The organism is Dactylosporangium sucinum, from assembly GCF_014647515.1.
GTDB lineage: Bacteria > Actinomycetota > Actinomycetes > Mycobacteriales > Micromonosporaceae > Dactylosporangium > Dactylosporangium sucinum.
The window spans coordinates 1-24,158 of the sequence record NZ_BMPI01000103.1 but is presented as its reverse complement, the minus strand read 5'-3'; the positions used below and the strand labels follow the sequence as shown (position 1 = coordinate 24,158).

The window sequence follows — 24,158 nt, the reverse complement described above, 5'->3', positions numbered from 1 at the left end:
CCGGCAGCCGGCAAGAGGATACAGAAAAGCGCGACCACCGGGCGGGTGTGGTCGCGCTCTGCGAAGCAGGAGCAGCGGTTCGGCTTACAGCAGGTTGAGCTCCCGGGCCCGCTCGATGACCTCGCGGCGGCGACCCACGCCCAGCTTGCGGTAGATGTTCTTCATGTGGGTCTTCACGGTGTTGACGGAGACGTAGAGCATCGAGGCGATCTCGCCGGCCGACAGCGTGCCCTGCAGGTATCGCAGGACCGCCAGCTCCCGCTCGGTGAGCGGCTCGGCCAGCTCCCCCGCCGCAGCCACCGGACGACCGAAGTCGTTCAGCTCGGCGGCGATGTCCTCGGCGAGGCTGCGGAAGCCGCTGCCGGCCGGCAGGTACGTCACCAGCAGCTCGCGCACCGGCTGACCGCCGGCGACGAAGGGCCAGCGGATCGACTCGTCGTCGCAGTACCGCAGCGCCTGCTCCAGTGACCGTCCGGCCTTCGACCGGTCGCCCAGCGCCCGCAGGGCCCGGGCCGAGGTGAGGTTGGCGTCCACGGTCCACACGAGCGACCCGGTGGTCGGCTCGAGGTACGGCTGCACCGCACCCAGCGCCGCCGCCGGCCGCCGCTCGGCGAGGTGGGCCTTCGCCTTCACCACCCCGAGCCACGGCGCCAGCATCTCCACCGGCTCCAGGGCCAGCAGCCGCTTGGCCGCCTCCACGTCGCCGGCGGCGAGCCGCAGCTCGGCCTCGGCGAGCGTGACGCAGTGCTGCAACCGCGGGGTGTAGCGCCAGTCGGCCAGCTGGCGGCGGATGGCGGCCAGTTCCGTGCACGCTGCTCGCGCGTCGCCCGCTGCGGCGCGGATGTGTGCTCGGGACATGGTCGCCACCGCCACCAAACCAGGGTCGGCGAGGCCGCCTCCGTCGAGTGCACGGTCGAGGTAATGCTCGGCTGCACGCACCCGGGCTTGGAGGTAACAGACCTCGGCGACGGTCAGCTGGGCCCACACGACGTCGCTGCCCTGCGTCTGGCCCTCGCGATCGGCCAGCGCCAGCGTTTCCTTGCCGTAACGCATCGCGGCGGTGAGTCTGCCCCTTGCCGCGTTCAGTTGGGCAAGCTGTCGTAGTGCGGCCAGCTGCGACTGGACGCCGCCGCAGCGGCGGGCCAGGTTGAGCGACTCCAGCAGCGCGTGCTCGGCGGCCGGGAGGTCGCCCTGGATGAGCCGCGCCCCGCCCACGGCGACGAGGGCCAGGGCCCGCATGCGCGCGGTGTCCTGATCGTCGAGGCCGGTGTCCTCACGCAGGAGGGCCGGGGCGGTTGCCAGTACCAACTCGGGCTTCTGGCTTTGATGCGCCTCCGCCATGCGGAAGCTGTCCACGATGGGGCGCAGCTGCGCCCGGACCGAGTCGACCAGCGTGTGCTGCGACCGGTCCACGAGATGCAGGAACGTCTCCGTCCCCTGTGGGTCGCTGGCGTCGAGCCGCTCGGCGGCGAACGCCAGGGCCAGCTTCGGGTCGTTGCGGACCTCCTGCGGTGGCGGCGGCACCAGCTCTTTGATGGTGCGCAGCCGGGCCCCCGGCACGAGCTCCTGCCAGCTCTGCGCGAGCAGGTCCGCCGCCTGGCCCCAGTTGCGGGCGGCCAGTGCGTGGCGCAGCGCGTCGGCGGGCAGGTCGTGCGCGGCGAACCAGTCGGCCGCGCGCCGGTGCAGCTGCCGGACCTGCTCGGGCCGGCGATGGCGGAGCTCGTCGTACAGCATGAGACCGAACAGCGGGTGGCAGCGGTACATGCCGGCATTGCCGCTGCCCTGCACGACGAACAGGTTGGAGTGTTCGAGCTGGGCCAGGATGCGGGCCCCGTCGACGCGCCCCGTGAGCGCCTCGACGAGCTCCGCGCTGACCTGGTCGAGGACCGACGTGCACAGGACGACTTCGCGGACGTCCTCGGGCAGCGTGTCGAAGACCTCGCCCACCAGGTACTCCCCCAGCGCCCGGTCCTGCAGCGCGAACCGCGGGACCAGGCTGTCGGGCTCCGGGTGACCCTGCACCGCCAGCGCGGCGAGGCGCAGGCCGGCGGCCCACCCCTTCATCACCGCGTGGAGCTCGACCAGGGCCGACTCGGCGAGCCGCACCCCGTGCGCGACGAGCATCTGCGCCGTCTCGTCGAGCGTGAAGCCCAACGGGCCGGTGCGCAGCTCGGACAGCGCGCCGCGGATGCGGAAGCGGTACAGCGTGAGCGCCGGATCGGTGCGGCAGGCGATGACGAGACGCAGGCGTTCGCCCGCCTGGGAAAGCAGCGTCTCGAGTTCCCCCCAGACCCGCGGCACCGAGAGCTCCTGCAGGTCGTCCAGGATGAGGACGACCGGCGGGCCGGGGCGGCGCAGCAGGTCGACCAGCGCTTCGAGCGCCTCCCCGTCGGCCGGCGGCTCCGTCACCTGGTGCTCGGCGGTCGCCGCGGCCACCGCTTCCAGCACGTGTTCCCAAAAGCGTGGGCCGTGGTGGGCTTCAACCGTCAACCACGCCAGCGGAAAGGGCACTCGGCCCCCCGCCACCCACTCGGCCAGCAGGGTGGTCTTGCCCCACCCCGCCGGAGCGGAGATCAATGTCAAAGGCCCCGCCACGGCTCGATCGAGAGCGTCCAGCAGACGCGGTCGCGGCACGTGATAGCGGGGCGGCTCGGGCACTGCGAAGTGCAGTGCGGGACGGGTGATGGTGTCAACGAGCGTTTTCTGCCCCAACGTTTTTCGCCCCCTCCCACCCACCGCAGCACGGCGGATGACCACGGGATTGTGAGGCGACAAAAGGTGAGGTCGCCTCACCCGTAGGGGGTGAACAAATGACGGTGCGTGGTCACCCCGTCTTCAGAGGCTGCCTGCGGACGCATCGAAAGCCGACATGACAGCTACCGGAATCAATGGCTTCGGGCTGTCGAGCTGCGGGGCGAAATCGATGGTCGTAGCCGGTGGAGCAGAGGTAGGAACCACCCTTGACCACGCGACTGGCGAACACCGCGGCGCCGGCCGGGGTGTCGACGCGCGGGTTGTCGGCGACCTCACCCGCAAGGGTGAGCGGGTCGTCACCCGCGTCGAACCGGGCATTGCCCGAGCGGTAGTAATCGGACGTCCACTCCCACACGTTGCCGACCACGTCGAACAAACCGTACGCGTTCGGGGCGAAGGCACCCACCGGGCTGGTGCCGTGCCCGCCCTCGCTGCGGTCGAGCCAGGGGAAGATGCCGTTCCAGATGTTCGCGCGGCCGGGCTCGGGCTCGTCACCCCACGGGTAGGAAGCTCCGTCGAGACCACCCCGCGCCGCGAACTCCCACTCCGCCTCGGTGGGCAGGTCCTTGCCGGCCCAGCTGGCGTACTCCATCGCGTCCTCGTACGCGATGTGCACCACCGGGTGGGCCGAGCGGCCGCGGATCGAGGAGTCCGGGCCGAACGGGTGCCGCCAGCAGGCGCCGGGGCGCATCTCCCACCAGACGCGCCAGTCGCGTAAGGGCACCGGCCCGGGCGGCTGGACGAACACCATCGAGCCGGGCGGCCCCTGGTCGGTCTGGCGCTCGGCGACCGTCTCGTACGCCGTCTCCTGGACGAACAGCGCGTACTCCGCATTCGTCACCGGGTGCGAGTCGATCCAGAATCCGTCTACGGTGACCTTCTGCACCGGCGCCTCTTCCGGATAGAAGCCCTCGGCGCCCATGGCGAAGGTGCCACCGGATATCCAGGCCATCTCCACGTTGGCATTGTGGCGACGACGCCGGGTGACCCGTCCTCACCCACCTCGGGTGAGGCCACCTGTCCATCGGCGCGTCGAGTGGCGTTCCGGCAGGTGATCAGCTCTCACACCGGGCGCTTGCGGCCTCTTGTCCGCCTTTCACACCGGGCGGGTGATGCCCGGTCATCCGCGGCGGCCGAACGATCGCATCCAAAAGCACCGGTTCGCAAGTCCGTAAGGGAGGGAGGTCGCCACACGAGCTTCGCCGGATCCGGCCGCGGCGCCTCCTCTCTTGTCCGCCGCGGCCGGTCGACGAACTCACCTGCGGTGCGCCTTTCCGACCGGTGTCCAGATCACCGGATACCACCGGACTCCCGGACTGCCCGGATCCCGGCTTCCCGGATCCGGTTCCTTCCGGCCGTCCGGTCTCCGGTTCTCGGAAAGGAACAGGACAGGTCATGGCTGACTCCAGAACCGCCAGGCCCGGCACCGCGTGGTTCGGCTGGATCACCTTCGCCGCCGTGTTGCTGGTCGTCATCGGGCTGCTCAACATCCTCGAAGGACTCGTGGCACTGCTGCGCAGGACGGTGACCTTCATCGACGGCGACAGCCTCGTGGTCGTCGACCTGACCGGCCTGGGCGTGGTGATGCTCGTCTTCGGCGCCCTCCTTCTCGCCGCCGGCATCGGGCTGATGGCCCGCAACGCCATCGCGCGCATCGCGGCGATCGTGATCGTCGCCATCCACGCGATCGTCCAGGTCGGCTCCCTCGGCGCATACCCGGTGTGGTCCCTGCTCATGATCACCTTGGACGTGATCATTCTGTTCGCGCTGACCGTGCACTGGTCGGACGCGACGGCGGCCGTGGGGACGGGCGTGGGGAGCCATCGGATGACGGACCGCGACCAACAGCAGCCCCGGTTCCCGGTGAACGCACCGGCAACCGGCCCCACTGCCGCTCCTGGAGCTCCTGGCACCCCCGGCGCTCCCGGCGCCCCCGGTGCTCCCGGCTCCAGTTCCTGGAGTGCTCCTGCCCACGCGGCCCCGGACGTGCCGGGTTCCGGTTCGGCTGGTTCCGGTTCGGCTGGTTCCGGTTCGGCTGGTTCCGGTTCGGCCGAGCCCGGTCCGGCTGGTCACGGTCCGGCTCATGCCGCGCCCGACGAGGCCTACCAGCAGCCTGAGGCGTACCAGCCGCCGTCTTCGCAGGCTCCCCCGTCGGCTCCCAACGCCGGCCCGTATCCGCCGAACCGCCCGAGCTCGCCCGCACACGCCGCTCCTACCTCCGGCCACGGGACGGGCGCCGCCGACGACCGCTGACGTGCTTACCGACAAGGCCGGCCCGCTGCTCTTCTCGTAGCGGGCCGGTCCGCTCTTTCTTCTTCCCCGGGTTTCGTCCCCCGGATACGCCAAAGGCGCCGGCGCGGGCCTGGGAGCGCGCCGGCGCCTCGGGCGCCGTCCAAGTCGTGCAGACGATCAGGGAAGGGATGAAAAAACCGATTTGCGATGGGTGGGCGGCCTCCTCCGGATCAGCCGCCCACCCATCGGCTCCCGCCGCCCTCGCTGAAGGCCGTCCGGTGCTCAGGACGCGGGCCGTGTTCACCGCTGACTCCTGGACCGCTGAGTACCCCCTGCTCAACGGCTTTCACCGAGCGACCCAGCTGGGTCATCACGTCGGGGACCACCGACGACGTGACGCCCGCGGCTGGCGGGAACGGGCGGATCACTGTGGACGGTGCAGCAGTCACCGTCAGATCCGCCCGCAGTTCGGGCGCACCGATCACCGGCAGCGGGGCGCTCATGCGGCCCACCGCGCAGTCATCGTTCGCCTCGTCATGGCAAGAATCCTGCTGGCAATCAGAGTGATGCGTCGTCACCCGAGCCGGGTGAAGGTCCTGCGCCGCCGCCGTCACGCGGACATCGACCACAGCCACTCCCCCGCTCGCGGACGGCCGGACGCTTCGCGGGACCACGCGGGCCCGAGCCGGGCGGCACAACGGCCACCACGAGGCGCCTGCCGCGCCGCCGAGGGGCTCGACGACACCGGGCCGAACGGAAGGGCCCCGGTCCACGAGGGACCGGGGCCCGGGGCGGGGCGGGGCGGGCCGTCTCACGCCGAGGACAGGTTGGCCATCTCCTTCTCCGCCAGCTCGACCTCGGCGACCATCTTCGCGTGCTCCTCCGTCAACGCGTCCAGGAGGCGGCGCGTCACCTGCAGGCTCTCGTTGCCGACCGACCGCGTGGTGGCCAGGAGGTTCTCGGCCGCCTCGCGCTGGCGCTGACGGCGGGCGTCCCACTGGGCCCGGCGGGCGGCCTCCGCGCGGGCCTCCTCCGTGCGGCGCTGCGACAGCGCCGTCTGGAAGTCGCGCATCGCGTCCTCGGCGTGCTTGCGGGCCTCGGCCAGCATGGCCTCCGCGGCGGTGCGCGCCTTCTCCAGGTCCTGCTCGGCCTGGGCGCGCAGGGCGCCGGCCTCCTCCTCCGCGAGCTCGATCATGCGCTGGATCCGGCCGCCGACGAGCTTGGACTTCTCGTCGCCGCAGGTGCACTGCTTGAGCTCCGTGTTGAGGCGCTCCACCCGGCCGGCGAGCTGCTGCTCGCGGTAGCGCGCCGAGGCCAGCTCGGTCTCCAGCGTCGTCAGGCGCATCTGCATCGTGGCGATGTACCGGTCGACCTGTGCGCGATGGTAGCCCCGGAGACTCAGCTCGAACCCGTTCTCGGGGCGCAGCTCGATCTCGCCGACAAGAGCGCTCATGCTCGCTCATCCCCTCCCCGGCCCGTTCGACAATGACGGGCGATAGCGGGAACGCTGCCGACCGGTGTGGTGACCGCGCGTCATCCGTTCCGGGTGAGCCTTCTGCGGGCGGTGTGTCGGCGCAGCGGCGTCGATGGAACCGTTGCTACACAAGGCAAATAGACCGCCGACGTGAGGGAAGACCACCCAGCCCGGGTGAGGCCCGAGCCGATCACACAGTGCTTTGCTCGTCACGTTTGACCGGGAGAGCCGAAAGCGAAGCCGGGACAGCGAAATCGGGGGGCACGGGTGTCACAAGCGTTGGTACAGCAGGATCGCCGCGGATTCGCACCGTCAGGTTTGGCGGTGCCGGATCTGCCGCCGGGGTACGTGATGCGGGATCGCGTGATCGCTCAGCTGGACGCCGCCGTGCGCGCGCCGCTGACGCTGGTCACCGCGCCCGCCGGGTGGGGCAAGACGGCGGCGCTGGTCGCCTGGGCCCGCACCGCACGCCTCGGTGACGGCAGCGAGTCGCCGGTGGTGCGATGGGTGACCTCCCATTCGGCACACGGCGCGGATGTGCCCGGCCAGCTGCTGGGCGCGCTGTCGACCCGGCCCGACGAGGAGCTCGACAAGACCGGCGAGTGGTACGGCGACGACCTGCTCCGCGCCGTGGACGCGCTCGAGCGGCCGCACATCGTCGTGGTCGACGACGTGCGCGAGATCAGCGACGCGGACGCGCTCGCCGAGCTCGAAGCGCTGGTGCGGCACGGGATGGGCCGCCTGCACCTGGTGCTCTCCTGCCGCCGCGATCCGTCGCTCCCGCTGTACCGCTGGCGCGTCAACGGCTCGCTGACCGAGATGCGCACGAACGACCTCTCGCTGACCATCGGCGAGACGGCCCAGCTGCTCGCGGCCCACGACGTGGTGCTGCCCGGCGCGACCCTGTACGAGCTGCACTCGATCACGGAGGGCTGGCCGGCCGGCGTGCGGCTCGCCGCCATGGCGATGCGCGGCCACCCGGAGCCCGAGCGGGTGCTCGACGACGGCGGGGCGTTCAGCACGGCCGTCGGCGACTTCCTCACCGGCGAGGTCATCGAGTCGCTGCCGCCCGACACGCGCCGGCTGCTGCTCGAGGCCGCGGTCGCGCCGCGGCTCAACGCCGGCCTGGTCGAGGCGATCACCGGCCGCGACGACGGCGCCCGGGTGCTGGCCGAGCTCAAGGGCTCCAACGCGTTCCTCACGCGCAACGCCGGGCCCGGCGGGTGGTACCGATTCCACCCCCTGTTCGCCCGCACGCTGCACGCCGAGCTGCTGCGCCGCAGCCCCGAGCGCGTGCCCGAGCTGCACCGGCGCGCGGCCGCCTGGCACGCGACGTACGGCATCCCGGCCGAGGCGATGCGCCACGCGCTGCTCGCCGAGGACTGGCCCACGGCGGTCGAGGTGCTGGAGAAGCACTGGCCCGACATCGTCGGCGGCGTGCGGTACGACCGGCCCCACGAGGCCGCGCCGCACGCGCCGGGCGCCGAGGAGGCCGCCGACCCGCGGCTCGTGCTCGCGTTCGCCGCAGAGCGCCTCCGGGTCGGCGACCTCGACGGCGCGCGGGACTTCCTGCGCCGCAGCGACCGCGACGCCGGCAACCCGATGCTCGCCGGCTTCGCCGCGGCCGAGGCCTGGCTCGCCGGCGACGCCCGGCGGACCCTGTCCGCGCTGCCGGAGCTGCACGCCAACACCGACGAGGTGCGGGCGCTGGCCATGCTCGACGAGGGCGAGGCCCGCCTGCGGCTCGGCGAGCTCGCCGCCGCCGGCGCCCCGCTGCACGGCGCGCTGGTGCTCGCGCAGCGGGCCGGGATGGCCCAGACGCAGGTCTGCGCGGCCAGCCAGCTCGCGGTTCTGGAGGCCACCCGCGGCCGGCTGCGGGCCGCCGCCCGGCTGGGCCGCCAGGCGCTGGTGACGGCCGACCGGTTCGGCATCACCGACGCGACCGACCTGGGCTGGGTGCGGATGGCCCTGGCCAGCGTGTACGGCGAGTGGGACCGCATCCAGGAGGCCGACCGGCTGCTGGACGAGGGCCTCGACCTGGCGGCGGGCGACCCGGACCTGCTGGTGGCGATCGCCACGGTACGGGCGAAGCTGCGCCACGGCGCCGGACGGCTCGCGGCGGCGCTCGAGGTGCTGCACACCGCGCGCCGGGAGCTCGGCGGTGCCCCGCTGGCGCCGTCGGTCGAGCGGGCGCTCGCGCTGACCGAGGCCGAGCTGCGCATCAGCGGCGGCGACCTCGGTGCCGCGCGCCGGCTCGTCGCCACCGGCGGCGACCCGGACGTGTTCCCGGGCTGGGCCGCGTGCGTGGACGCGTCGGCGGCGCTCGTGGAGGGCAAGGCCGCGGCGGCCGCGTCGACGGCGGCGCAGTTCGCGACGCCGTCCACGGACTCCGCGCTGACCTGGACGGTCCACGCCGCGATCCTGACCTCGCTCGCCGGCCGCGCGCTCGGCGACCGCAACCGGGTGCTGCGCGGCCTGGAGACGGCGCTGGACATCGCCGAGGAGGAGAGCTTCCGCCGTCCGTTCCTGGTCGGCGGGCACCCGGTGCGTGACCTGCTGGCCAACTTCGCGCCGCTGCTGCCCGTGTACCACCCGCTCGCCGCGGAACTCGCCGCCGGCTCGTCGCCGCTGGCCGGCGGCGCTCGCGGCGGCGGGGACGGGAGCCTGGTCGAGCCGTTGACCGAGCGGGAGCTCACCGTGCTGCGGTACCTCCAGGGCACCATGTCGAACCTGGAGATCGCGTCGACGTTGTACGTCTCGGTCAACACGGTGAAGACGCACGTCAAGAACATCTACCGCAAGCTGCACGCCGGCCGCCGGCGCGAGGCCGTCGAGCGTGCGCGGGAACTGCGACTGCTGTGAGCCGGGTGGCGCTGGTCCGGGTCCTCGACCCGGACTCCGGCCCGGCCACGGCCGCCACCCACCGCTGCGTCTGGGGTGCGCTGGCCGCCACGGTGGCGTGGGTCGCGCTGAACATGAGCGGGGTGGCCCATGCCCAGGTGGCGGCCGCGGTGGTCGGCCTGCTGACCGTCCTTCCCTGGCTCGGTCCGCTGCTGGGGGTACTGCTGGCGGCCACGCTCGCCGGGCTGGTCCAGCAGCCGTTCGCGCCGCTGTTCGGCCTGGCCACCGCCGCGTTCATGACGCTCGTCGGCGTCTCGGCGCAGCACCTGCCGGGCTGGCTCGGCCCCCTCTCGCCGCCGGCGCTCGGCGCGGCCGTGCTGTTCGGCGCGGGCCTGGCCGGCGTGCCGGGCGGTCTCACCGCCCTGCTGACCGCGAGCACCCTGTCGACGATCCTGCAGCGCATCGACGGTACGCGATGATCGACTATCTGCGGGGGCACCGGGTCGCGATCGTCCGGCGCGGCGGCACCGCGATCGAACGGGCCCTCGGCACCGTCGGCGACGAGACCGCGCGGGGCAAGGGCGGCCCGTTCTGGCCGGCCGACGGCTGGATCCACGCGCTCTACGCGGGCGGCCTGACCGTGGCCGCCGCCGTCGCGCTGACGATCAACTGGTTCGGGCCGCCCGCGTTCGTGCGCGGGTTCCTGGCGATGGTCGCCGCCACCATGTTCCTGCTGGTCGGCTACATGCTGGTGGCCACGCCGACCCGCCGGGGACGGGCGCTGCGACGGTACCTCACCGACCCCCGCGACCAGACCGTCTTCGAGGCGGCGGCGGCCGACGCCGACCGCATCCGGCTGACCTGGCCGTCCCTCGAACGCCTCGGCGAGCCGACCGACCCGACCCCGATCCTGGAGCGGGCGCTGTGGGACCTCGCCCAGGCCCTGGCCGAGCGGGGCCGGCTACGGGCCACCGACCGCGACCTGCGCCACTCGGTCGGCGAGCCGATCGGCGCCGGCAGCCTGTTCACCGCGGTCACCGACCGTCAGGCCGAGATCACCCGGAAGCTGACCGAGGTCGATGCCGAGATCCGCCGGCGGGCCGGGCGGCTGCACCAGCTGGCCGGGCTCTGCCAGGACTTCCTCGACTACCGGGCCGCGCAGACGCGGGCGAAGATGCGGGTCACCGCCGCCGACGCCCTGCTCGGATCGATCGCTACCCGGCCCGAGCGCGGACCGGAGGAGCCGGCCGCCACGCTCACGGAACGCACGGAGACCGTACTTGCCGCGTATCGGGACCTCGCCGACGAATTCGAGTGAAAGAACCCCCCTCGGCTACCCTGCCGTGGTGCGTGGGGATCACCTTCATCGAAGGCTGCTGGTCGGACTGGGCGTCGCCGTGGTGGCGGCCGGGCTGTTCCTGGCCTACCTGCGCATGGCGCGCGCGTTCCCGATCAACGGCGACGGCGGCAGCAACGCGCTGCAGGCCTGGGACATGTTCCACGGCAACCCGCTGCTGACCGGCTGGACGCTGTCCGACGTGTCCTTCTGGACGACGGAGCTGGTGCAGTACGGGCTGGTGCAGTACGTCACCGGCGTCAGCGCCGACCAGGTCCACGTGACGGCGGCGCTCACCTACGTGCTGATCGTCCTGTTCGCCGCCGCGCTGGCTCGCGGGCGAGCGACCGGGCGCGAGGCGTGGTTCCGGGTCGGCGTCGTGCTGGCCGTCCTGCTGCTGCCCGTGCCCGGGACGGGATACCAGACGCTGCTGTCCTCCCCGAATCACACCGGCACGGCGGTCCCGCTGCTGCTCGCGTGGTGGGCGGTCGACCGGTTGACGGACAAGCGCTGGATGCCGGCGATCGTCGCGGTCGTGCTCGGCTGGGGCGCGATCGGCGACAACCTCATCACGTTCGTCGGCGCGGTGCCGCTGATGGTCGTGTGCGCCCTGCGCGCGCTCCGCAGCCGCGGCGCCGAGCGGGTCCGCGACCTCACGCTCGTCGCCGCCGGGCTGGTCTCGATCCTGCTGTCGCACGCCGGGCTGTGGCTGCTGCACGAGAAGCTCGACGGGTTCCACGCGCCGAAGCCGCCGATCGAGCTGTCCCCGGTCGGCGAGTGGCCGGACCGGGCGTGGATGACGGCCCGGATGGTCGGGGTCATCTTCGGCACCCACCGGCCCGGCTGGCAGCCGCCCGCCCTGGAGCTGACGCTGTCGCTGCTGCACGCGATCGGGTTCCTGGTCGCCTTCGGCGCCGTGCTCCTCACCGGCTGGCGGGCCATACGCGGCAATGCGGACCGGATCGACTCGATCCTCGCGGTCGCCATCTGCTGCAACCTCGGCGCGGAGATCGTCTCCACGCTGTCGGTCGACCTGATGGCCGCCCGCCTGATCGCGCCGGTGCTGCCGATGGCGGCCGTGCTCGCCGCCCGGCTCGCGGGGCCGTGGCTCGCCCGGCAGGAGGCCGGCCGCGCCGTGCAATGGGGGCGGGGCGTCCTCGTCGGCGTGCTCGTCGCGTTCACCGTCTGCCTCGTCGCCTACAGCCCGCCGCGCGCCCCCGGCTCGGAGGGCCAGGAGGTGGCCGACTTCCTGGAGGCGCGCGGGCTGCGGTACGGCCTCGGGGCCTACTGGATGTCGAACAACATCACGGTCACGACCGAGCGGAAGGTAACCGTCGCGCCGGTCGTGGGCGGCGGCGACAAGCTGCTTCCGTACTGCTGGCAGGCGAAGCGCGACATGTACAACATCGACCACGACGCCCGCTTCGTCGTGCTGGAGCTGGACCGCCCCTACTACGGCACACCGGAGCAGGCCCAGGCCCAGTTCGGCCCCTGGGTCGAACGGCACGACCTGGGCAAGTACGCGGTGCTGCTCTACGACAAGAACCTGCTCGACGGCTTCCCGTCCCCCTGCTGACCCCCGACGCCCCCTCGCGTCGATCTTGCACTTGTGGTGGTGGATGAACCGGGACATTTCCGGAGTGTCCCGGCACCACAACTGCAAGATCGACGCGAGGCGGCGGCGGAGCTAGGGCGCGGTGAGGATGACCGGGCCGTCGTCGGTGATGGCCACCGTGTGCTCCCAGTGGGAGGCCCGCGATCCGTCGACGGTCGAGACCGTCCAGCCGTCGCGGAGCAGCTGGTGCCGGTCGGAGCCGCTCTCGATGACCATCGGCTCGATCGCGATGACCAGCCCCGGGCGCAGGCTCAGGCCGCGGCCGGGCCGGCCCTCGTTGGGCACGTGCGGGTCCTCGTGCATGGCGGTGCCGACGCCGTGGCCGCCGTAGCCGGTGGGCATCCCATACCCGGCCGCGCGGCACACCGTCTGCACCGCGTGCCCGATGTCGCCGATCCGCGCATCCGGCATCGCCGCGGCGATGCCGGCGGCCAGCGCCTCGGCGCACGTGTCGGAGAGCCGCCGGGCGGCGGCGTCGACCGCCCCGATCCCGACGGTCACGGCGGCGTCGCCGTGATAGCCGTCGACGTGCGCGCCGAAGTCGATCGAGAGCAGGTCGCCCTCCTCGAGCCGGCGCCGGTCGGGGATGCCGTGCACGATCGCGTCGTTGACGGAGAGGCACAGCACGGCCGGATAGGGCACGGGGGCGAACGACGGGTGGTAGTGCAGGAACGACGACTTCGCCCCGCGCTCCGCGAGCATGGTGCGGGCCAGCTCGTCGAGCTCCAGCAGCGTCACCCCGGGCTGGGCCGCGGCGCTCACCGCCTGCAGGGTCTGCGCGACGATCCGCCCCGCCTCGCGCATCGTCTCGAGCTCCGCCGCCGTCTTCAGTACCACCATGCCGCCTCCACGCCTCCGTTACGAATATTCTAATACCAGGATTATCATCGAGCCATGGTGCGTAACCCGCTGACCGCTGACGAGCGGCACCGCGGGCTCGTGCTGGGGCGCCTGCTCCAGCAGGCCCGGGGAGGACGCAGCGCCGCCGCGGTGGCGCTGGAGGCCGGCATCTCGCTCGACACGCTGCGCAAGATCGAGCGCGGCGCGATCGCCACCCCGGCGTTCTTCACCGTCGCCGCCCTCGCCCGGGTGCTGGGCCTCGACCTGACCACCCTGGCCTCGGCGCTGACCACCGACGAGGCCCGCGTCGCCTGATCAGGACCCCAAGTTGTACCCCGGGTAGTCCGTGTTCGTCACCCCGCCCGCCGCGAGCCGGCGCAGTGCCGCGGCGAGGTCTTCCCACGGCCAGACGTTCACCACGAAGCGGCGCACAACCCGCCCGTCTTCGTGAATGCTCACAACGTAGTACAGGTCGTCGGTCCGCTGGTTGAAACTGTCGAACCGGGCAGTCCAGGATCGATGCCCATCGAGCGGATCCGGCGTCGTGAAGTCGGGAAACTCCAGTTCCACGCAGCCTCCTCGGCCGTTCGCGTGCGGTACATCTACCAGGCCTATCCTGCGCGTGGCGAAGCCGGAGGTGCTCTGGTGTCGTACGTGGTGCTGGCCTCCGTTGGCGGGGCCCTGGCAATCCTGGTGGCTGTCATGTTGCTGCGCCGACCGACCCGAACCGTCGCTCCAACCCGTCCCCCGGCGGCCGACCTCGCCTTCCGCCGGGGCTGGCAGGCGGCCGGCAACCCGCCGCCGGACGTCACCCGCGAGGTCTCCTGGCTGTGGTCGGCCTACCACCTCGAACACCCGCCGGCCCCGCCCACGGAGCTGTTCGTGACCTGGTCGTACGCGGGCCTGGCCGGCGGCCTCCCGGTGTACGTCGCCGACGTGAGCGTCGCGATGGAGGGCACCGACCTCAGCCGGTACCCGGGCGGCGGCCTGGTGGTCACCCAGCTCCCCGCACCGCACGGCGGGCCGGTGCGGGTGATCCGCCGCCCGAGCGGCCTGCTCCCGGTGGGCGCCTGGCGCAGCGGCGTCCCGGCCTTCGACGACTGGTTCCGCGTGGACGCCCCGGCGCCCGGCACGGCCCCGCACCTGCTGGACCGCCCGATCGCGGGTGCGATGGCGGCCCGCGGCGACTGGAACTTCAGCATCCACCACAACCGCCTGATCTGCCTGCTGACCGCTCCCTTCACGGCGCCCCGGCAGATCGAGTCCACAGTGGACACGGTGGCGACGCTGGCGGGCATGCTCCCGCGCCCCATGCACCGCCGCTGAGTCATCGCGGGTTCCCGCTCCACGCCGCCGCATCCGAACCCAGCCGTCTCCGCGGGCGCCCCTGCGGTCGCCGGCACGGGTAGATTCGCGCGAATGACCGAAGCGTTGGTCGATGACCGGTCGTCGGCGAGCCTCGGCGGCCGGTTCGGGAAGCTCTGGGCCGCCGGGACGACCTCGGCGCTCGGAAGCGGGCTGACCACCGTCGCCGCGCCGCTGCTCGTGGCGGCCCAGACCGACTCGCCGCTCAGCGTCGCCGCGGCCTCGGCCGTGGCCTGGCTGCCCTGGCTGCTGTTCGCGCTGCCGGGCGGTGCGCTCGCCGACCGGGTCGACCGGCGCAAGCTCATGATCGTGCTCGACTGGGCGCGGGCCGCGGCCGTGTTCGGGCTCGGGGCGGCCGTCCTCGGCGGGGTCAGGAGCGTCTGGCTGCTGTACTCCGTGCTCTTCGTCATCAACGCCGGCGAGATCGTCATGCGCGTCGCCAGCCAGGCCGTCGTGCCCGACCTCGTGCCGCGGGAGCAGCTCGAACGGGCCAACGGGTGGCTCTTCGGCGGGCTCATGCTCGCCCAGAACGTCGTCGCGGCGCCGCTCGGGAGCTTCCTGTTCGTGGTCGCGGCCAGCTCCCCGTTCCTGGCCAACGCCGCCACCTACGCCGCCAGCGCGCTGCTGCTGTGGTCGATCGGCGGGAGCTACCGGGTCGCACCGACGGCGACGGCGAGGAAGCGGTCGTTCCGCGGGGAGATCGTCGAGGGGTTCCGCTGGCTGGCCGGGCAGCGGCTGCTGCGCACGATGGTCGGGCTCATCGCCCTGCTCAACGTCACGCTGACCGCGGCGACCTCGGTGCTGGTGCTCCTGGCGCGCGACCGGCTGGGGCTCGACGAGGTCGGGTACGGGCTGCTGTTCACCGCGATGGCCGCGGGCGCCGTCATCGGCTCGGTGGTCGGCGACCGGATCATCGCCTGGGTGCGGCCCACCTGGACGATCCGGATCGGGCTGCTCATCGAGGCCGGCATGCACCTCGCCCTCGCCGCGTCGCGGGAGGCGTGGGTGATCGGGCCGGTGCTCGTGCTGTTCGGCGTGCACGGCACGCTGTGGGGGATCGTCGGCAGCTCACTGCGGCAGCGCCTGACGCCGCCCGAGCTGCTCGGCCGGGCCGGCAGCGTCATGATCTTCGTGGCGGCGGCCGGCAACAGCGTCGGCGCGCTGTTCGGCGGCGCACTCGCGAGCGCGTTCGGCATCACCGCGCCCTACTGGGTCGGGTTCGTCGTCGCCGCCGTGGTCGCGGTCGCGAGCTGGCGGGTGTTCAACAGGGCGACCGTCGAGGCCGCGTATGCCAAACTACCGCCGTGACGCGGAGCGGGGCGGTCGACGTGCAGTACCCGGACGGGGGCGGTGGCCGGGCGGCCCTCGTGGTCGCCGACGACCCCACCTTCGCGACGCTCGTCGAGGAGCGGGTGCGGTGGCTCGACGAGGTGGCGCCGTACGAGCCGGGCGCCTTCTACAAGCGCGAGCTGCCGGCGCTCCGGGCCGTGCTCGAAGGGACGGCTCCCCTGGAGCTCATCGTCGTCGACGGCTACGTCGACCTCGACCCGGACGGGCGGCCGGGCCTCGGCGCCCACGTCCACGACGCGCTGGGCATCCCCGTCATCGGGGTCGCCAAGACGGCGTTCCGCACCGCCACCCACGCGGTCGAGGTGCGGCGCGGCGGCGCCGATCGCCCGCTGTACGTCACCGCGATCGGCCTGCCAAGGGACCGGGCCGCCGGCATCGTCGCCCGCATGGCGGGGCCGCACCGCATGCCCGACGCCCTTCGGCGGGTGGACGCGCTCGCCCGCGGTCACGCCGTGATCGCCTGATCCAGCCGCACCGCGGCGTTGATGAGCGCCAGGTGCGAGAACGCCTGCGGGAAGTTGCCGAGCTGCTCGCCCGTCGGGCCGATCTCCTCGGAGTACAGGCCGACGTGGTTGCTGTACGTGAGCATCTTCTCGAACGTCAGCCTGGCCTCGTCGAGGCGGCCGCAGCGGGCCAGCGCGTCGACGTACCAGAACGTGCACATCGAGAAGGTGCCCTCGGCACCCGCCAGGCCGTCCGGGGAGGCGACCGGGTCGTAGCGGTACACCAGACTGTCGGAGACCAGATGCTGGTCGATGGCTCGCATCGTCGAGCGCCACCGCGGATCGCTCGGCGCCACGAACCCGACCAGCGGCAGGTACAGCAGCGCCGCGTCGAGCACGGGACTGCCGTACCGCTGCGTGAACGTCTCCCGCTGCGCGTCCCAGCCCTTCGTCATGACCTGCTCGTAGATCGCGTTGCGGGCCCGCACCCAGCGATGCGTGTCGGCGGGCAGGCCGAGCGTCAGCGACATCCGGATCGCGCGGTCGAACGCCACCCAGCACATGACCCGGCCGTAGGTGTTGTCCTGCCGTCCGCTGCGCGCCTCCCAGATCCCGTCGTCGGGCTGGTCCCAGTGGTCGCTCAGCCAGTCGACCATGGCCGACAGCCCGCTCCAGCCCTCGTACGCCGGGTGCAGGCCGCTGCGGGCGGCCCGGTAGACCGAGTCCATCGCCTCGCCGAAGATGTCGAGCTGCAGCTGCCCGTTGGCATCGTTGCCGATGCGCACCGGGGTGGAGCCGAGGTACCCCTCGAAGTGGCCGAGCGACTCCTCGACGAGGTCGACGCCGCCGTCCACGCGGTACATGATCCGCGGCGGCGTCTCGCCGGCCAGCCGGTCGCGCAGCCAGCCGAGGTACTGCTGGGCCTCCTCGCGGTAGCCGAGCCCCAGCAGGGCATGGACCGAGAACGAGGCGTCGCGGATCCAGGTGAACCGGTAGTCCCAGTTGCGCTCCCCGCCGACCAGCTCGGGCAGGCCCGCCGTCGGGGCCGCGATGAGCGCGCCGGTGGGCGCGTAGGTCATGAGCTTCAACGTGATGGCGGAGCGCTCGACCTGTTCGCGCCAGCGTCCGCGGTACCGCGACCGGCCCACCCATCCCCGCCAGAAGTCGCGCGTCTGCTCGTACAACTGCCAAACCTCGGACACGGAGAACAACCGCGGCGGGTCGGCGGACCCGGTCTCCAGCACCAGCGCCCCGCTGTCGCCCTGGTTGGCCTCGATGATCCCCCGCACCCCGGGGCCGACCTGCCGCACGTCGCGGATCTTGTCGTGGCCGGCCGGGTTGAGCGTGAGGCGGCCGGCCGGGCTGCGGAACTCCCACCCGGCCTCGTGCTCGACCACCTCGTGGTCGGCGCGGGCGTAGTCGAAACCCGGAACGCATTCGAAGATGTACCGGCCGGTGCCGCGCACCTGGCGCATGATGCGCACGATGCGGTGCCGGTCGGTGGGCTCGCGGCCGGTGACCGGCATGAAGTCGATGAGCTCGCCGACGCCCTCCGGGCTCATGAAGCGGGTGATGAGGATCGCGCTGCCCGGGAGGTACAACTGGCGCACCACGTAGTCGTCGCGCTCCGGCCGCAGCCGGCAGTAGCCGCCCGCCGAGCGGTCGACGAGGAAGGCGAAGAGGCTCGGGGAGTCGAAGCGCGGCGTGCAGAACCAGTCGATGCTGCCGTCATCGGCCACGAGGGCGGCGGTCTGCAGGTCGCCGATCATCCCGTGCCGTTCGATCGGGGAGTACTCCATACCTCCAACGGTGGGAGGCGGCCCCCCGCCTCACCCGCCGCGGGGGTTCGGGGCGAGCAGCGGGGGCGCCGACGGCGGGTGGAACGGCGGCGGGTTCTGCACACCGGCCGCCCGCTCCAGCAGCGCGACCAACCCGGCCCGGGTGGCGACGACGATCATCGTCTGGGTGCGGTCGAGGGTCCGCCAGCGGCTCTGCTCGGGCGCCCAGAACGTCTGCACGCCGACACCCATGCCGGGGCGGCCGGTCTGGACGGCGACCAGCCGGAGCAGGCCCGGCTCGCTGACGTCGCGAAAGTACCTGCCCTCCAGCTGCGAGCCGGCCCCCACCGGCACCTCGGCGACGAGCAGCACCCGCCGCCCGACCGGGATCGTGTCGATGACCTCGCTGCCGACCATCGACGCGGCGAACGCGGGCGCGGCCAGGTAGGAGACGCTGCGGGACAGGTTCATGTCGAACGCCTGCTTGATCCGGCGGGCGAAGTCCTCCTCGAACAGCCGCAGCACGACCCGCAGCTTCTTGGCCGGGTCGGCCTGGCGGGCCAGGTCCCGCCCGATGAGCGCCGCCTCCAGGTTGTTGACGTCGACGGTGGTGACGGCGACCAGGCAGCGGGCGGTGGCCACCGACGCGGCGCGCAGCGTGTCGATGCTGTTGGCGCTCCCGATGATCACCGGGATGCCCAGGTCGCGGGCCACCTGCACGCCGCGGGCCTGCTCGTTGCGGTCGACGCCGACCACGTCGATGCCCTGGTCGTGCAGCTCGCGGAGCACGCGCGTGCCGATGTTGCCCAGCCCGACCACCACGACGTGGTCGGAGACGGGCTCGGCGAGGCCGCCGGCGGCGATCGCCAAGCGGGCCTTGACCAGCACGCCGACCACGGCCGCGGTGAGGGCGGGGATGAGCGCGACGCCGGCCAGCACGAGGGCCAGCGACACCGCCTGGACGAGGACGGAGTCCTCGAGGTTGGGGTCGGCGCCGCCGAGGGCGGTGAGCAGCGTGAGGTACACGGCCCGCCACGGGCTGACGTGCCGCACGACCGCGACGGCGACCGTGCCGGCGGTGAGCACCGCGAGGGCGACCAGCAGCACCCGACGCAGCCCGCCGCTGAACAGCAGCCGCGACGCGCGCAGCGGATGCCTCCTGGGGCGGCGGCGCTTCACCCGGGTCTGGCCGTAGACGCTCACGAGGACCAGGTCGGCCCGCTCGTCGTCGGCGGGCAGGCTCTCGCCCTCGGCGGTCACCGCCAGGCCGGCGCGGACGTCCGACGGGTTGGCGTCGGCCCGGTCGACCGCCATGAGCTGCTGGCCGTCGCTCAGCCGGATCGACGTCGGGGCGTTGTCGCCCAGCGCGGCGGCGACGAAGGCCGGCGCGGCGATCTCCGACGCCGACAGGACGGCGCAGTTGACCAGCCGCTCGGTCACGCCCGCGCCGAGCACGGTGTTGAACATCCGCAACACCACGCGGATGTGCGGGTCGACCTCGCGGGCGACGAGCGCGGCGTCCACATTGGCCACGTCGTCGGCGCCGACGAACGCGATCGCGTCGGCGTCGGTGAGGTCGGCCGCCTCGAAGACCGCGGTCGTCGTCGTGCGGGCCTCGATCATGACCGGACCGTGCTCGGGGTCGTCCTCGTCGCGGATCGCCGCGATCTCCGGGGCCTGGTTGCCGGTCAACGCCGGCACGATCACGGTGACCTGGGCCGAGTACGTGTTGATCAGCTCGCCGACCAGCCGGCGGGCGAGTGCGTTGTCACCCCAGACGACGAACTTGCGCACGCCCGAGATCGTATCGACGGGACGCTAGTGTCCGTGGCGGCAGCATCGAGCCCTTGCCAGCAGGTCTTGCATGCGATCGCCGGCCTCCGTGACGTGTCGGACCGGGGTCGTGAAAGCTAGCTGAACGTCTCGCGCACGGCTGGCGAACTCCAGCCGGAGAACGAGTCCGAAGCGGTCCATTCGCACCGGAAGGATCCGCCGTACCCCGTGCAGATGATGCGGCGGGATGAGGCGGGAGAGCCGCTCGACGGCGTCGGGATGCGCGCTGAGCAGGTGGCAGAGGAGGTCGGCCTCGTGCTCGGCGAGCGGGTCGGGCCGGGCGGCGGCGAACTCGGCCGGCTCGACGTCGACCTCGTCCGGGCCGAACGCCGGGTCCTGCAGGGCGGCCGCGCCCAGCTCCATGACCGCGAGCAGCTCGCCGGCGTCCGACGCCGTCGGGGTCAGCCAGCCGGAGAAGGTGGCCCGGGCGCGCACCCGGCCGGTGCCGGTGGCGACCACCGGGGTGGCGGCCAGATCGGTCAGCTCCAGGGCCGACGCGAGGTCGGGCTCAGCCCGTACCAGATGCGCGGCATGACTGTCGTCGGGCAGCTCCAGCACGATCCGGCCGGCCTGGTCGATCCGGTGCCGGCCGACCAGGTCACAGCGGTGACCCGGCACGTGCAGCGTCAGCGAGGACGCCGCGGCCAGCAGGGAACGCAGGCGCTCGGCGGCGGTGGGGAGCTTGATACCGGACATCCGACCTCCTAAGGTTAGGCTTACCTTAGTGGAGAGGCGAGGAATGAACCAGTCACGACCCAAGGTCCGGCGGTCGAGGGCGCTCGGCATCGCGCTGACGCCGAAGTGTGTGAAGTACTTCGAACGGCGCCCGTTCCCGCCCGGCCAGCACGGTCGCAGCCGGCCGAAGGTCAGCGACTACAAGGTCCGGCTCCTGGAGAAGCAGCGGCTGAAGGCGCAGTACAACATCCTCGAGAGCCAGCTGCGGGCCGCGTTCGACCGGGCCGCCGGCCGCCCCGGCAAGACCGGCGAGGAGCTGATCATCGACCTGGAGCTGCGGCTCGACGCGCTGGTGCTGCGGGCCGGGTTCGCCCGGACCATCTACCAGGCCCGGCAGGTCGTGACCCACCAGCATGTGAACGTCAACGGCAAGCGCGTCGACCGGCCGTCGTTCCGGCTGCGGCCGGGCGATGTGATCTCCGTCGCCGAGCGCAGCCGGCAGAAGACCCCGTTCGTGGTCGCCGCGGCCGGCGCGCACGTGGGCGAGCGCACCGCCCCGTACCTGGACGTCGACGTCAGCGGCCTGACCGCGCGGCTCATCCGGCTGCCGCTGCGCACCGAGGTCCCGGTGCTGTGCGACGAGCAGCTGGTCGTGGAGTTCTACAGCCGCTAGGTCTGCGTGCCCGCCGCTCCTTGCTTCGCCCGGGCGCCGTGGTGACCATTGCGTATGGCAACGTACGACGTCATCGTGGTCGGCCTGGGCGGCATGGGCAGCTCGGCCGCGTACCATCTCGCCGCTCGCGGGCAGCGGGTGCTGGGCCTGGAGCGGTTCGGTCCGGCCCACGACCTCGGTTCTTCGCACGGTGGGTCGCGGATCACCCGGCAGTCGTACTTCGAGGATCCGGCCTACGTGCCGCTCATCCTGCGGGCGTACGAGCTGTGGGAGAAGCTGGAGCGCGACTCGGACCGCTCCCTGATGACGCTCACCGGCGGCCTCTTCATCGGCGACCCGTCGTCGGTCACGGTCGCCGGCACCCTGGCCTCGGCGCTGCAGTGGGACCTGCCCCACGAGATGCTCTCCGCCGCCGACCTCCGCCGCCGGTTCCCCCTCTTCCGCCCGGCCCCGCACGAGGTCGCCCTCTACGAGGCGAACGCCGGCTTCCTGCGCCCGGAGGAGACGGTGCGGGCCTCCCTCTCGCTGGCCGCCGCCTCCGGCGCGACGCTGCTGTTCGACTCACCCGTCCTGTCCTGGTCCGCCGGCGCGTCCTCGGTCGAGGTCCACACGGCGACGGCGACGTACTCGGCCGGCGCGCTGGTCGTCTGCCCCGGCGCCTGGGCCCCGACGCTCCTGGCCGATCTCGGGATTCCGTTCGCGGTCGAGCGCCAGGTGCAGTTCTTCCTGGACCCCATCGGCGGCATCGAGCCGTTCCTCCCCTCGGCCCAGCCGATCTTCATCTGGGAGGGCCCGCCGGGCACGCAGGTGTACGGCTTCCCGGCCCTGGACGGCCCGTCCGGCGGCGTGAAGGTGGCCTTCTTCCGCCGCGGCCGGACGACGTCACCGGACGCGGTGGACCGGACGATCCACGACGAGGAGATCGCGTTCATCACCGACCACCTGTCGTCCCGCGTCCCGGCGGCCGCGGGCCCGTTCCTGCGCGGGAAGACCTGCCTGTACACCAACACGCCCGACGAGCACTTCGTGATCGCCCGCCATCCGCTGCACGCACGGGTCACGGTGGCGTGCGGGTTCTCGGGTCACGGCTTCAAGTTCGTGCCCGTGGTCGGGGAGATCCTGGCGGACCTGACCCTGACCGGCACGACGCCCCACCCGATCGGCTTGTTCGACCCGACCCGCTCGTTCTAGAAGGCCCTCAACTCCTGCCGCCGGCTCTCTCGACGCCCGCGGTCGGTTCGTCAATGTCGGATGGCCGGCCCCCTGTGCGGGGCCGGCCATCCGGAAGGCTTGCCTGCTCGACCGACGCCTCAACCAGAGGCAGATCAGGTAGCACTGGATCAGGCCGAGGCAGCGCCCAGCTGACCCGCGTCACCCTGGAACACGGTGCCCGCCTCGAAGTTCGAAGCGAACTGCTCCCGCAGCGCGTCGAGCTCCACGAACTGCGCGGTGTGGGCCGACTCCGACCCCTCGGCCGCGAAGATGTGGTTCGAGTCGTACTGGTCGTGGCTGTAGTTCGTGAACTCGGTCTCCTCGTAGCGAGCACCCGACGGGTCCTCGAACTCGACGTGGCGGCCCTGCTGGAAGTCGGTCGACTCGGCCGACTCGGTGTCCTGCTCGTACACGGCGAAGTCGCTGTTGTAGTCCGCCTCGCTGCCCGAGGCCTCCTGCACGTGCTCCAGCTCGCCGCTCTCAGCCCCGGCCTCGTACGTCCCGTATTCCATGTCGCTCATTTCTCTATCTCCCTGACTCGGATCGTTCGTTCCCGTTGCCAAGAACGTTATTCGCCGGCCGGATCAAGAGAATCCCGGAAACGTGCCACCCCGGCGACCCCTCCCTGTGCTCCCGCGGCTGGCACTCCCTCGCGTCCCTCGGCTGGCGCTCCCTCGCCTCCTGCGGCTGCCTTTTCCGCAGCTCCTTCGGCAACGGCCGCGCGACTCCCCCGGTGCCCAAGCCGCCCCCGAGTCCCCACGAGCAACACCACCGCCGTCACACCCGCCCCGATCATCATCGCGTGCAGCGAGTCGCCGAACACGTCCAAGGACGGAAACATCGCCGGCCAGAGCAGGGAGAAGACCGTGTTGACGCTGGCGTGCAGCACCATGGCGGCCGGCAGGCTCTGTCCGGTGCGGTTGAACACCCACGTGAGCACGATGCTCAGCAACACCGAACTAGCGACGAACTCCACCGCCATCGACCACCGCACATCCGGCCAGCCAGCCCAGTCGCTGAAGAACAGCGGCAGATGCCACGCGCCCCACAGCGGCCCGAGGATCAGCGAACCGGTCAACGGACCGAACCGGTCCTGCAGCCTCGGCTGCGCGAAGTCCCGCCAGCCCGGCTCCTCCGCCAGCCCGCTGGTGAGGACCTGCATCAGCAGCACCGGTAAGTACGCGGCGAGGACCATCAGCGTGGGCGGTCGCACGTCCGCCCAGGCACCCGGCAGGGGCAGCGTGGCCACGATCGCGACGGCCGGCACTCCGACGACGATCGCCACATACCACCACACCCCGACCCGCCACCGGACCAGCCGCCGCGCCCAGCGGCGCAGTCCGGACCGGCCTTCGGTCCGGGCCGTCACGACGAATGCGGCCGTGATCGGGCCGAGGTAGGCACCGGGCAGCGCACCCAGCGGTGGTCATGAGTGCTCCGCTTCGTGGTCGGGCTTGGGCCGAACGGAGCACACCACGACGGCCACGTACCTGCGGGAGCGCTGATGCTGCCGGACCGGGTCGCGGGCGCGAACGCCGGATGGCCGGCACCTCTTTGCAGAGGGCCGGCCATCCGGAAGATCGTGCTGGCGGGTGGGTCAGTTGGACGCGAGGCCCGGGTGGCCACCGGTGTGCAGCTCGGTGCCCGAGGCGAACTCCGCCTGGAAGGACTCACGCAGCGCGTCCAGGTTCGAGAACTCAGCCGCGTGCGAGGACTCCGAGCCCTCGGCCGCGAAGA

At 72.4% G+C, this 24,158-nt stretch carries 21 protein-coding genes and 1 pseudogene; 11 read left to right on the top strand and 11 right to left on the bottom strand.

Annotated features, from left to right (window positions below; genetic code table 11):
- Window positions 1–84: 84 nt before the first annotated feature.
- Both IEZ31_RS52010 and IEZ31_RS52005 read right to left on the bottom strand, forming a co-directional pair.
- A complete protein-coding gene (locus tag IEZ31_RS52010; RefSeq protein WP_373294848.1) occupies window positions 85–2,634 on the bottom strand; it encodes a winged helix-turn-helix domain-containing protein in 2,550 nt (849 codons plus the stop codon).
- A 190-nt stretch (window positions 2,635–2,824) separates the two neighbouring features.
- Window positions 2,825–3,718 (bottom strand): annotated as a pseudogene (locus IEZ31_RS52005) (formylglycine-generating enzyme family protein); the annotation flags it as partial.
- A 431-nt stretch (window positions 3,719–4,149) separates the two neighbouring features.
- Here IEZ31_RS52005 and IEZ31_RS52000 point away from each other — a divergent pair.
- Window positions 4,150–5,007, top strand: a complete 858-nt coding sequence (locus tag IEZ31_RS52000) for a DUF7144 family membrane protein (RefSeq protein ID WP_190257598.1) — start codon at window positions 4,150–4,152, stop codon at window positions 5,005–5,007.
- Window positions 5,008–5,216: 209 nt separating this feature from the next.
- Here IEZ31_RS52000 and IEZ31_RS51995 read toward each other — a convergent pair whose 3' ends face one another.
- A complete protein-coding gene (locus IEZ31_RS51995; RefSeq protein ID WP_190257597.1) occupies window positions 5,217–5,615 on the bottom strand; it encodes a hypothetical protein in 399 nt (132 codons plus the stop codon).
- A 182-nt stretch (window positions 5,616–5,797) separates the two neighbouring features.
- A complete protein-coding gene (locus IEZ31_RS51990) occupies window positions 5,798–6,439 on the bottom strand; it encodes a hypothetical protein (RefSeq protein ID WP_190257596.1) in 642 nt (213 codons plus the stop codon).
- 345 nt (window positions 6,440–6,784) lie between these two features.
- On the opposite strand from IEZ31_RS51990, the gene IEZ31_RS51985 reads away from it, so the two are divergent.
- The 4 genes from IEZ31_RS51985 to IEZ31_RS51970 are packed head-to-tail and all read left to right on the top strand — an operon-like array spanning window position 6,785 to window position 12,213.
- Entirely contained in the window at window positions 6,785–9,322 is a 2,538-nt protein-coding gene (locus IEZ31_RS51985; RefSeq protein WP_190257595.1) for a winged helix-turn-helix domain-containing protein, read from the top strand.
- 5 nt (window positions 9,323–9,327) lie between these two features.
- Window positions 9,328–9,780 carry a hypothetical protein gene (locus IEZ31_RS51980; protein WP_229837160.1) on the top strand — a complete coding sequence of 151 codons (453 nt, stop codon included), beginning with the start codon at window positions 9,328–9,330 and terminating at the stop codon, window positions 9,778–9,780.
- Window positions 9,777–10,619: a hypothetical protein gene (locus IEZ31_RS51975; protein WP_190257593.1), complete on the top strand. Its 843-nt coding sequence runs from the start codon at window positions 9,777–9,779 to the stop codon at window positions 10,617–10,619. The genes IEZ31_RS51980 and IEZ31_RS51975 overlap by 4 nt, the downstream gene beginning before the upstream one ends.
- A 28-nt stretch (window positions 10,620–10,647) precedes the next feature.
- Entirely contained in the window at window positions 10,648–12,213 is a 1,566-nt protein-coding gene (locus tag IEZ31_RS51970; protein WP_190257592.1) for a hypothetical protein, read from the top strand.
- A gap of 111 nt (window positions 12,214–12,324) precedes the next feature.
- Here the strand turns inward: IEZ31_RS51970 and map are convergent, their stop codons facing one another.
- Window positions 12,325–13,092 carry a type I methionyl aminopeptidase gene (gene map, locus IEZ31_RS51965; RefSeq protein ID WP_190257591.1) on the bottom strand — a complete coding sequence of 256 codons (768 nt, stop codon included), beginning with the start codon at window positions 13,090–13,092 and terminating at the stop codon, window positions 12,325–12,327.
- A 54-nt stretch (window positions 13,093–13,146) separates the two neighbouring features.
- Here map and IEZ31_RS51960 point away from each other — a divergent pair, with 54 nt between their 5' ends.
- Window positions 13,147–13,407, top strand: coding sequence for a helix-turn-helix domain-containing protein (locus IEZ31_RS51960; protein ID WP_190257590.1), 261 nt, complete (start codon window positions 13,147–13,149; stop codon window positions 13,405–13,407).
- On the opposite strand, the gene IEZ31_RS51955 is transcribed toward IEZ31_RS51960, so the two are convergent.
- Window positions 13,408–13,662: a hypothetical protein gene (locus IEZ31_RS51955; RefSeq protein ID WP_190257589.1), complete on the bottom strand. Its 255-nt coding sequence runs from the start codon at window positions 13,660–13,662 to the stop codon at window positions 13,408–13,410.
- Window positions 13,663–13,737: 75 nt separating this feature from the next.
- On the opposite strand from IEZ31_RS51955, the gene IEZ31_RS51950 reads away from it, so the two are divergent.
- The 3 genes from IEZ31_RS51950 to IEZ31_RS51940 all read left to right on the top strand — a co-directional run bounded on the left by IEZ31_RS51950 (window position 13,738) and on the right by IEZ31_RS51940 (window position 16,271).
- A complete protein-coding gene (locus IEZ31_RS51950) occupies window positions 13,738–14,418 on the top strand; it encodes a hypothetical protein (protein ID WP_190257588.1) in 681 nt (226 codons plus the stop codon).
- 93 nt (window positions 14,419–14,511) lie between these two features.
- Window positions 14,512–15,765, top strand: a complete 1,254-nt coding sequence (locus IEZ31_RS51945) for an MFS transporter (protein WP_190257587.1) — start codon at window positions 14,512–14,514, stop codon at window positions 15,763–15,765.
- A complete protein-coding gene (locus IEZ31_RS51940) occupies window positions 15,762–16,271 on the top strand; it encodes an endonuclease V (protein ID WP_190257586.1) in 510 nt (169 codons plus the stop codon). Before IEZ31_RS51945 ends, IEZ31_RS51940 begins: the two co-directional genes overlap by 4 nt.
- On the opposite strand, the gene IEZ31_RS51935 is transcribed toward IEZ31_RS51940, so the two are convergent.
- Genes IEZ31_RS51935 through IEZ31_RS51925 form a run of 3 tightly spaced genes read right to left on the bottom strand, consistent with a single transcriptional unit; the run spans window position 16,253 to window position 20,557 of the window.
- Window positions 16,253–18,049: a glycoside hydrolase family 15 protein gene (locus IEZ31_RS51935; protein WP_190257585.1), complete on the bottom strand. Its 1,797-nt coding sequence runs from the start codon at window positions 18,047–18,049 to the stop codon at window positions 16,253–16,255. The two genes, IEZ31_RS51940 and IEZ31_RS51935, sit on opposite strands and share 19 nt — an antisense overlap.
- 30 nt (window positions 18,050–18,079) lie before the next feature.
- A complete protein-coding gene (locus IEZ31_RS51930) occupies window positions 18,080–19,822 on the bottom strand; it encodes a potassium channel family protein (protein WP_190257584.1) in 1,743 nt (580 codons plus the stop codon).
- Window positions 19,823–19,846: 24 nt separating this feature from the next.
- Window positions 19,847–20,557, bottom strand: a complete 711-nt coding sequence (locus IEZ31_RS51925) for a DUF2470 domain-containing protein (RefSeq protein WP_190257583.1) — start codon at window positions 20,555–20,557, stop codon at window positions 19,847–19,849.
- A 43-nt stretch (window positions 20,558–20,600) separates the two neighbouring features.
- On the opposite strand from IEZ31_RS51925, the gene rpsD reads away from it, so the two are divergent.
- Window positions 20,601–21,209: a 30S ribosomal protein S4 gene (gene rpsD / locus IEZ31_RS51920; protein ID WP_190257582.1), complete on the top strand. Its 609-nt coding sequence runs from the start codon at window positions 20,601–20,603 to the stop codon at window positions 21,207–21,209.
- Between the two features lie 54 nt (window positions 21,210–21,263).
- Window positions 21,264–22,400 carry an N-methyl-L-tryptophan oxidase gene (solA, locus tag IEZ31_RS51915; protein ID WP_190257581.1) on the top strand — a complete coding sequence of 379 codons (1,137 nt, stop codon included), beginning with the start codon at window positions 21,264–21,266 and terminating at the stop codon, window positions 22,398–22,400.
- Window positions 22,401–22,549: 149 nt separating this feature from the next.
- Here the strand turns inward: solA and IEZ31_RS51910 are convergent, their stop codons facing one another.
- Entirely contained in the window at window positions 22,550–22,942 is a 393-nt protein-coding gene (locus tag IEZ31_RS51910; RefSeq protein ID WP_190257580.1) for a hypothetical protein, read from the bottom strand.
- 47 nt (window positions 22,943–22,989) lie between these two features.
- A complete protein-coding gene (locus IEZ31_RS51905; protein WP_229837159.1) occupies window positions 22,990–23,706 on the bottom strand; it encodes a CPBP family intramembrane glutamic endopeptidase in 717 nt (238 codons plus the stop codon).
- Window positions 23,707–24,158 lie beyond the last annotated feature (452 nt).

Coding starts and splice junctions, on each gene's coding strand:
- IEZ31_RS52000 (WP_190257598.1), top strand. CDS start 4,150: ATGGCTGACTCCAGAACCGCCAGGCCCGGCACCGCGTGGTTCGGCTGG.
- IEZ31_RS51990 (WP_190257596.1), bottom strand. CDS start 6,439: ATGAGCGCTCTTGTCGGCGAGATCGAGCTGCGCCCCGAGAACGGGTTC.
- IEZ31_RS51975 (WP_190257593.1), top strand. CDS start 9,777: ATGATCGACTATCTGCGGGGGCACCGGGTCGCGATCGTCCGGCGCGGC.
- map (WP_190257591.1), bottom strand. CDS start 13,092: ATGGTGGTACTGAAGACGGCGGCGGAGCTCGAGACGATGCGCGAGGCG.
- IEZ31_RS51960 (WP_190257590.1), top strand. CDS start 13,147: ATGGTGCGTAACCCGCTGACCGCTGACGAGCGGCACCGCGGGCTCGTG.
- IEZ31_RS51945 (WP_190257587.1), top strand. CDS start 14,512: ATGACCGAAGCGTTGGTCGATGACCGGTCGTCGGCGAGCCTCGGCGGC.
- IEZ31_RS51935 (WP_190257585.1), bottom strand. CDS start 18,049: ATGGAGTACTCCCCGATCGAACGGCACGGGATGATCGGCGACCTGCAG.
- IEZ31_RS51925 (WP_190257583.1), bottom strand. CDS start 20,557: ATGTCCGGTATCAAGCTCCCCACCGCCGCCGAGCGCCTGCGTTCCCTG.
- rpsD (WP_190257582.1), top strand. CDS start 20,601: ATGAACCAGTCACGACCCAAGGTCCGGCGGTCGAGGGCGCTCGGCATC.
- solA (WP_190257581.1), top strand. CDS start 21,264: ATGGCAACGTACGACGTCATCGTGGTCGGCCTGGGCGGCATGGGCAGC.
- IEZ31_RS51910 (WP_190257580.1), bottom strand. CDS start 22,942: ATGAGCGACATGGAATACGGGACGTACGAGGCCGGGGCTGAGAGCGGC.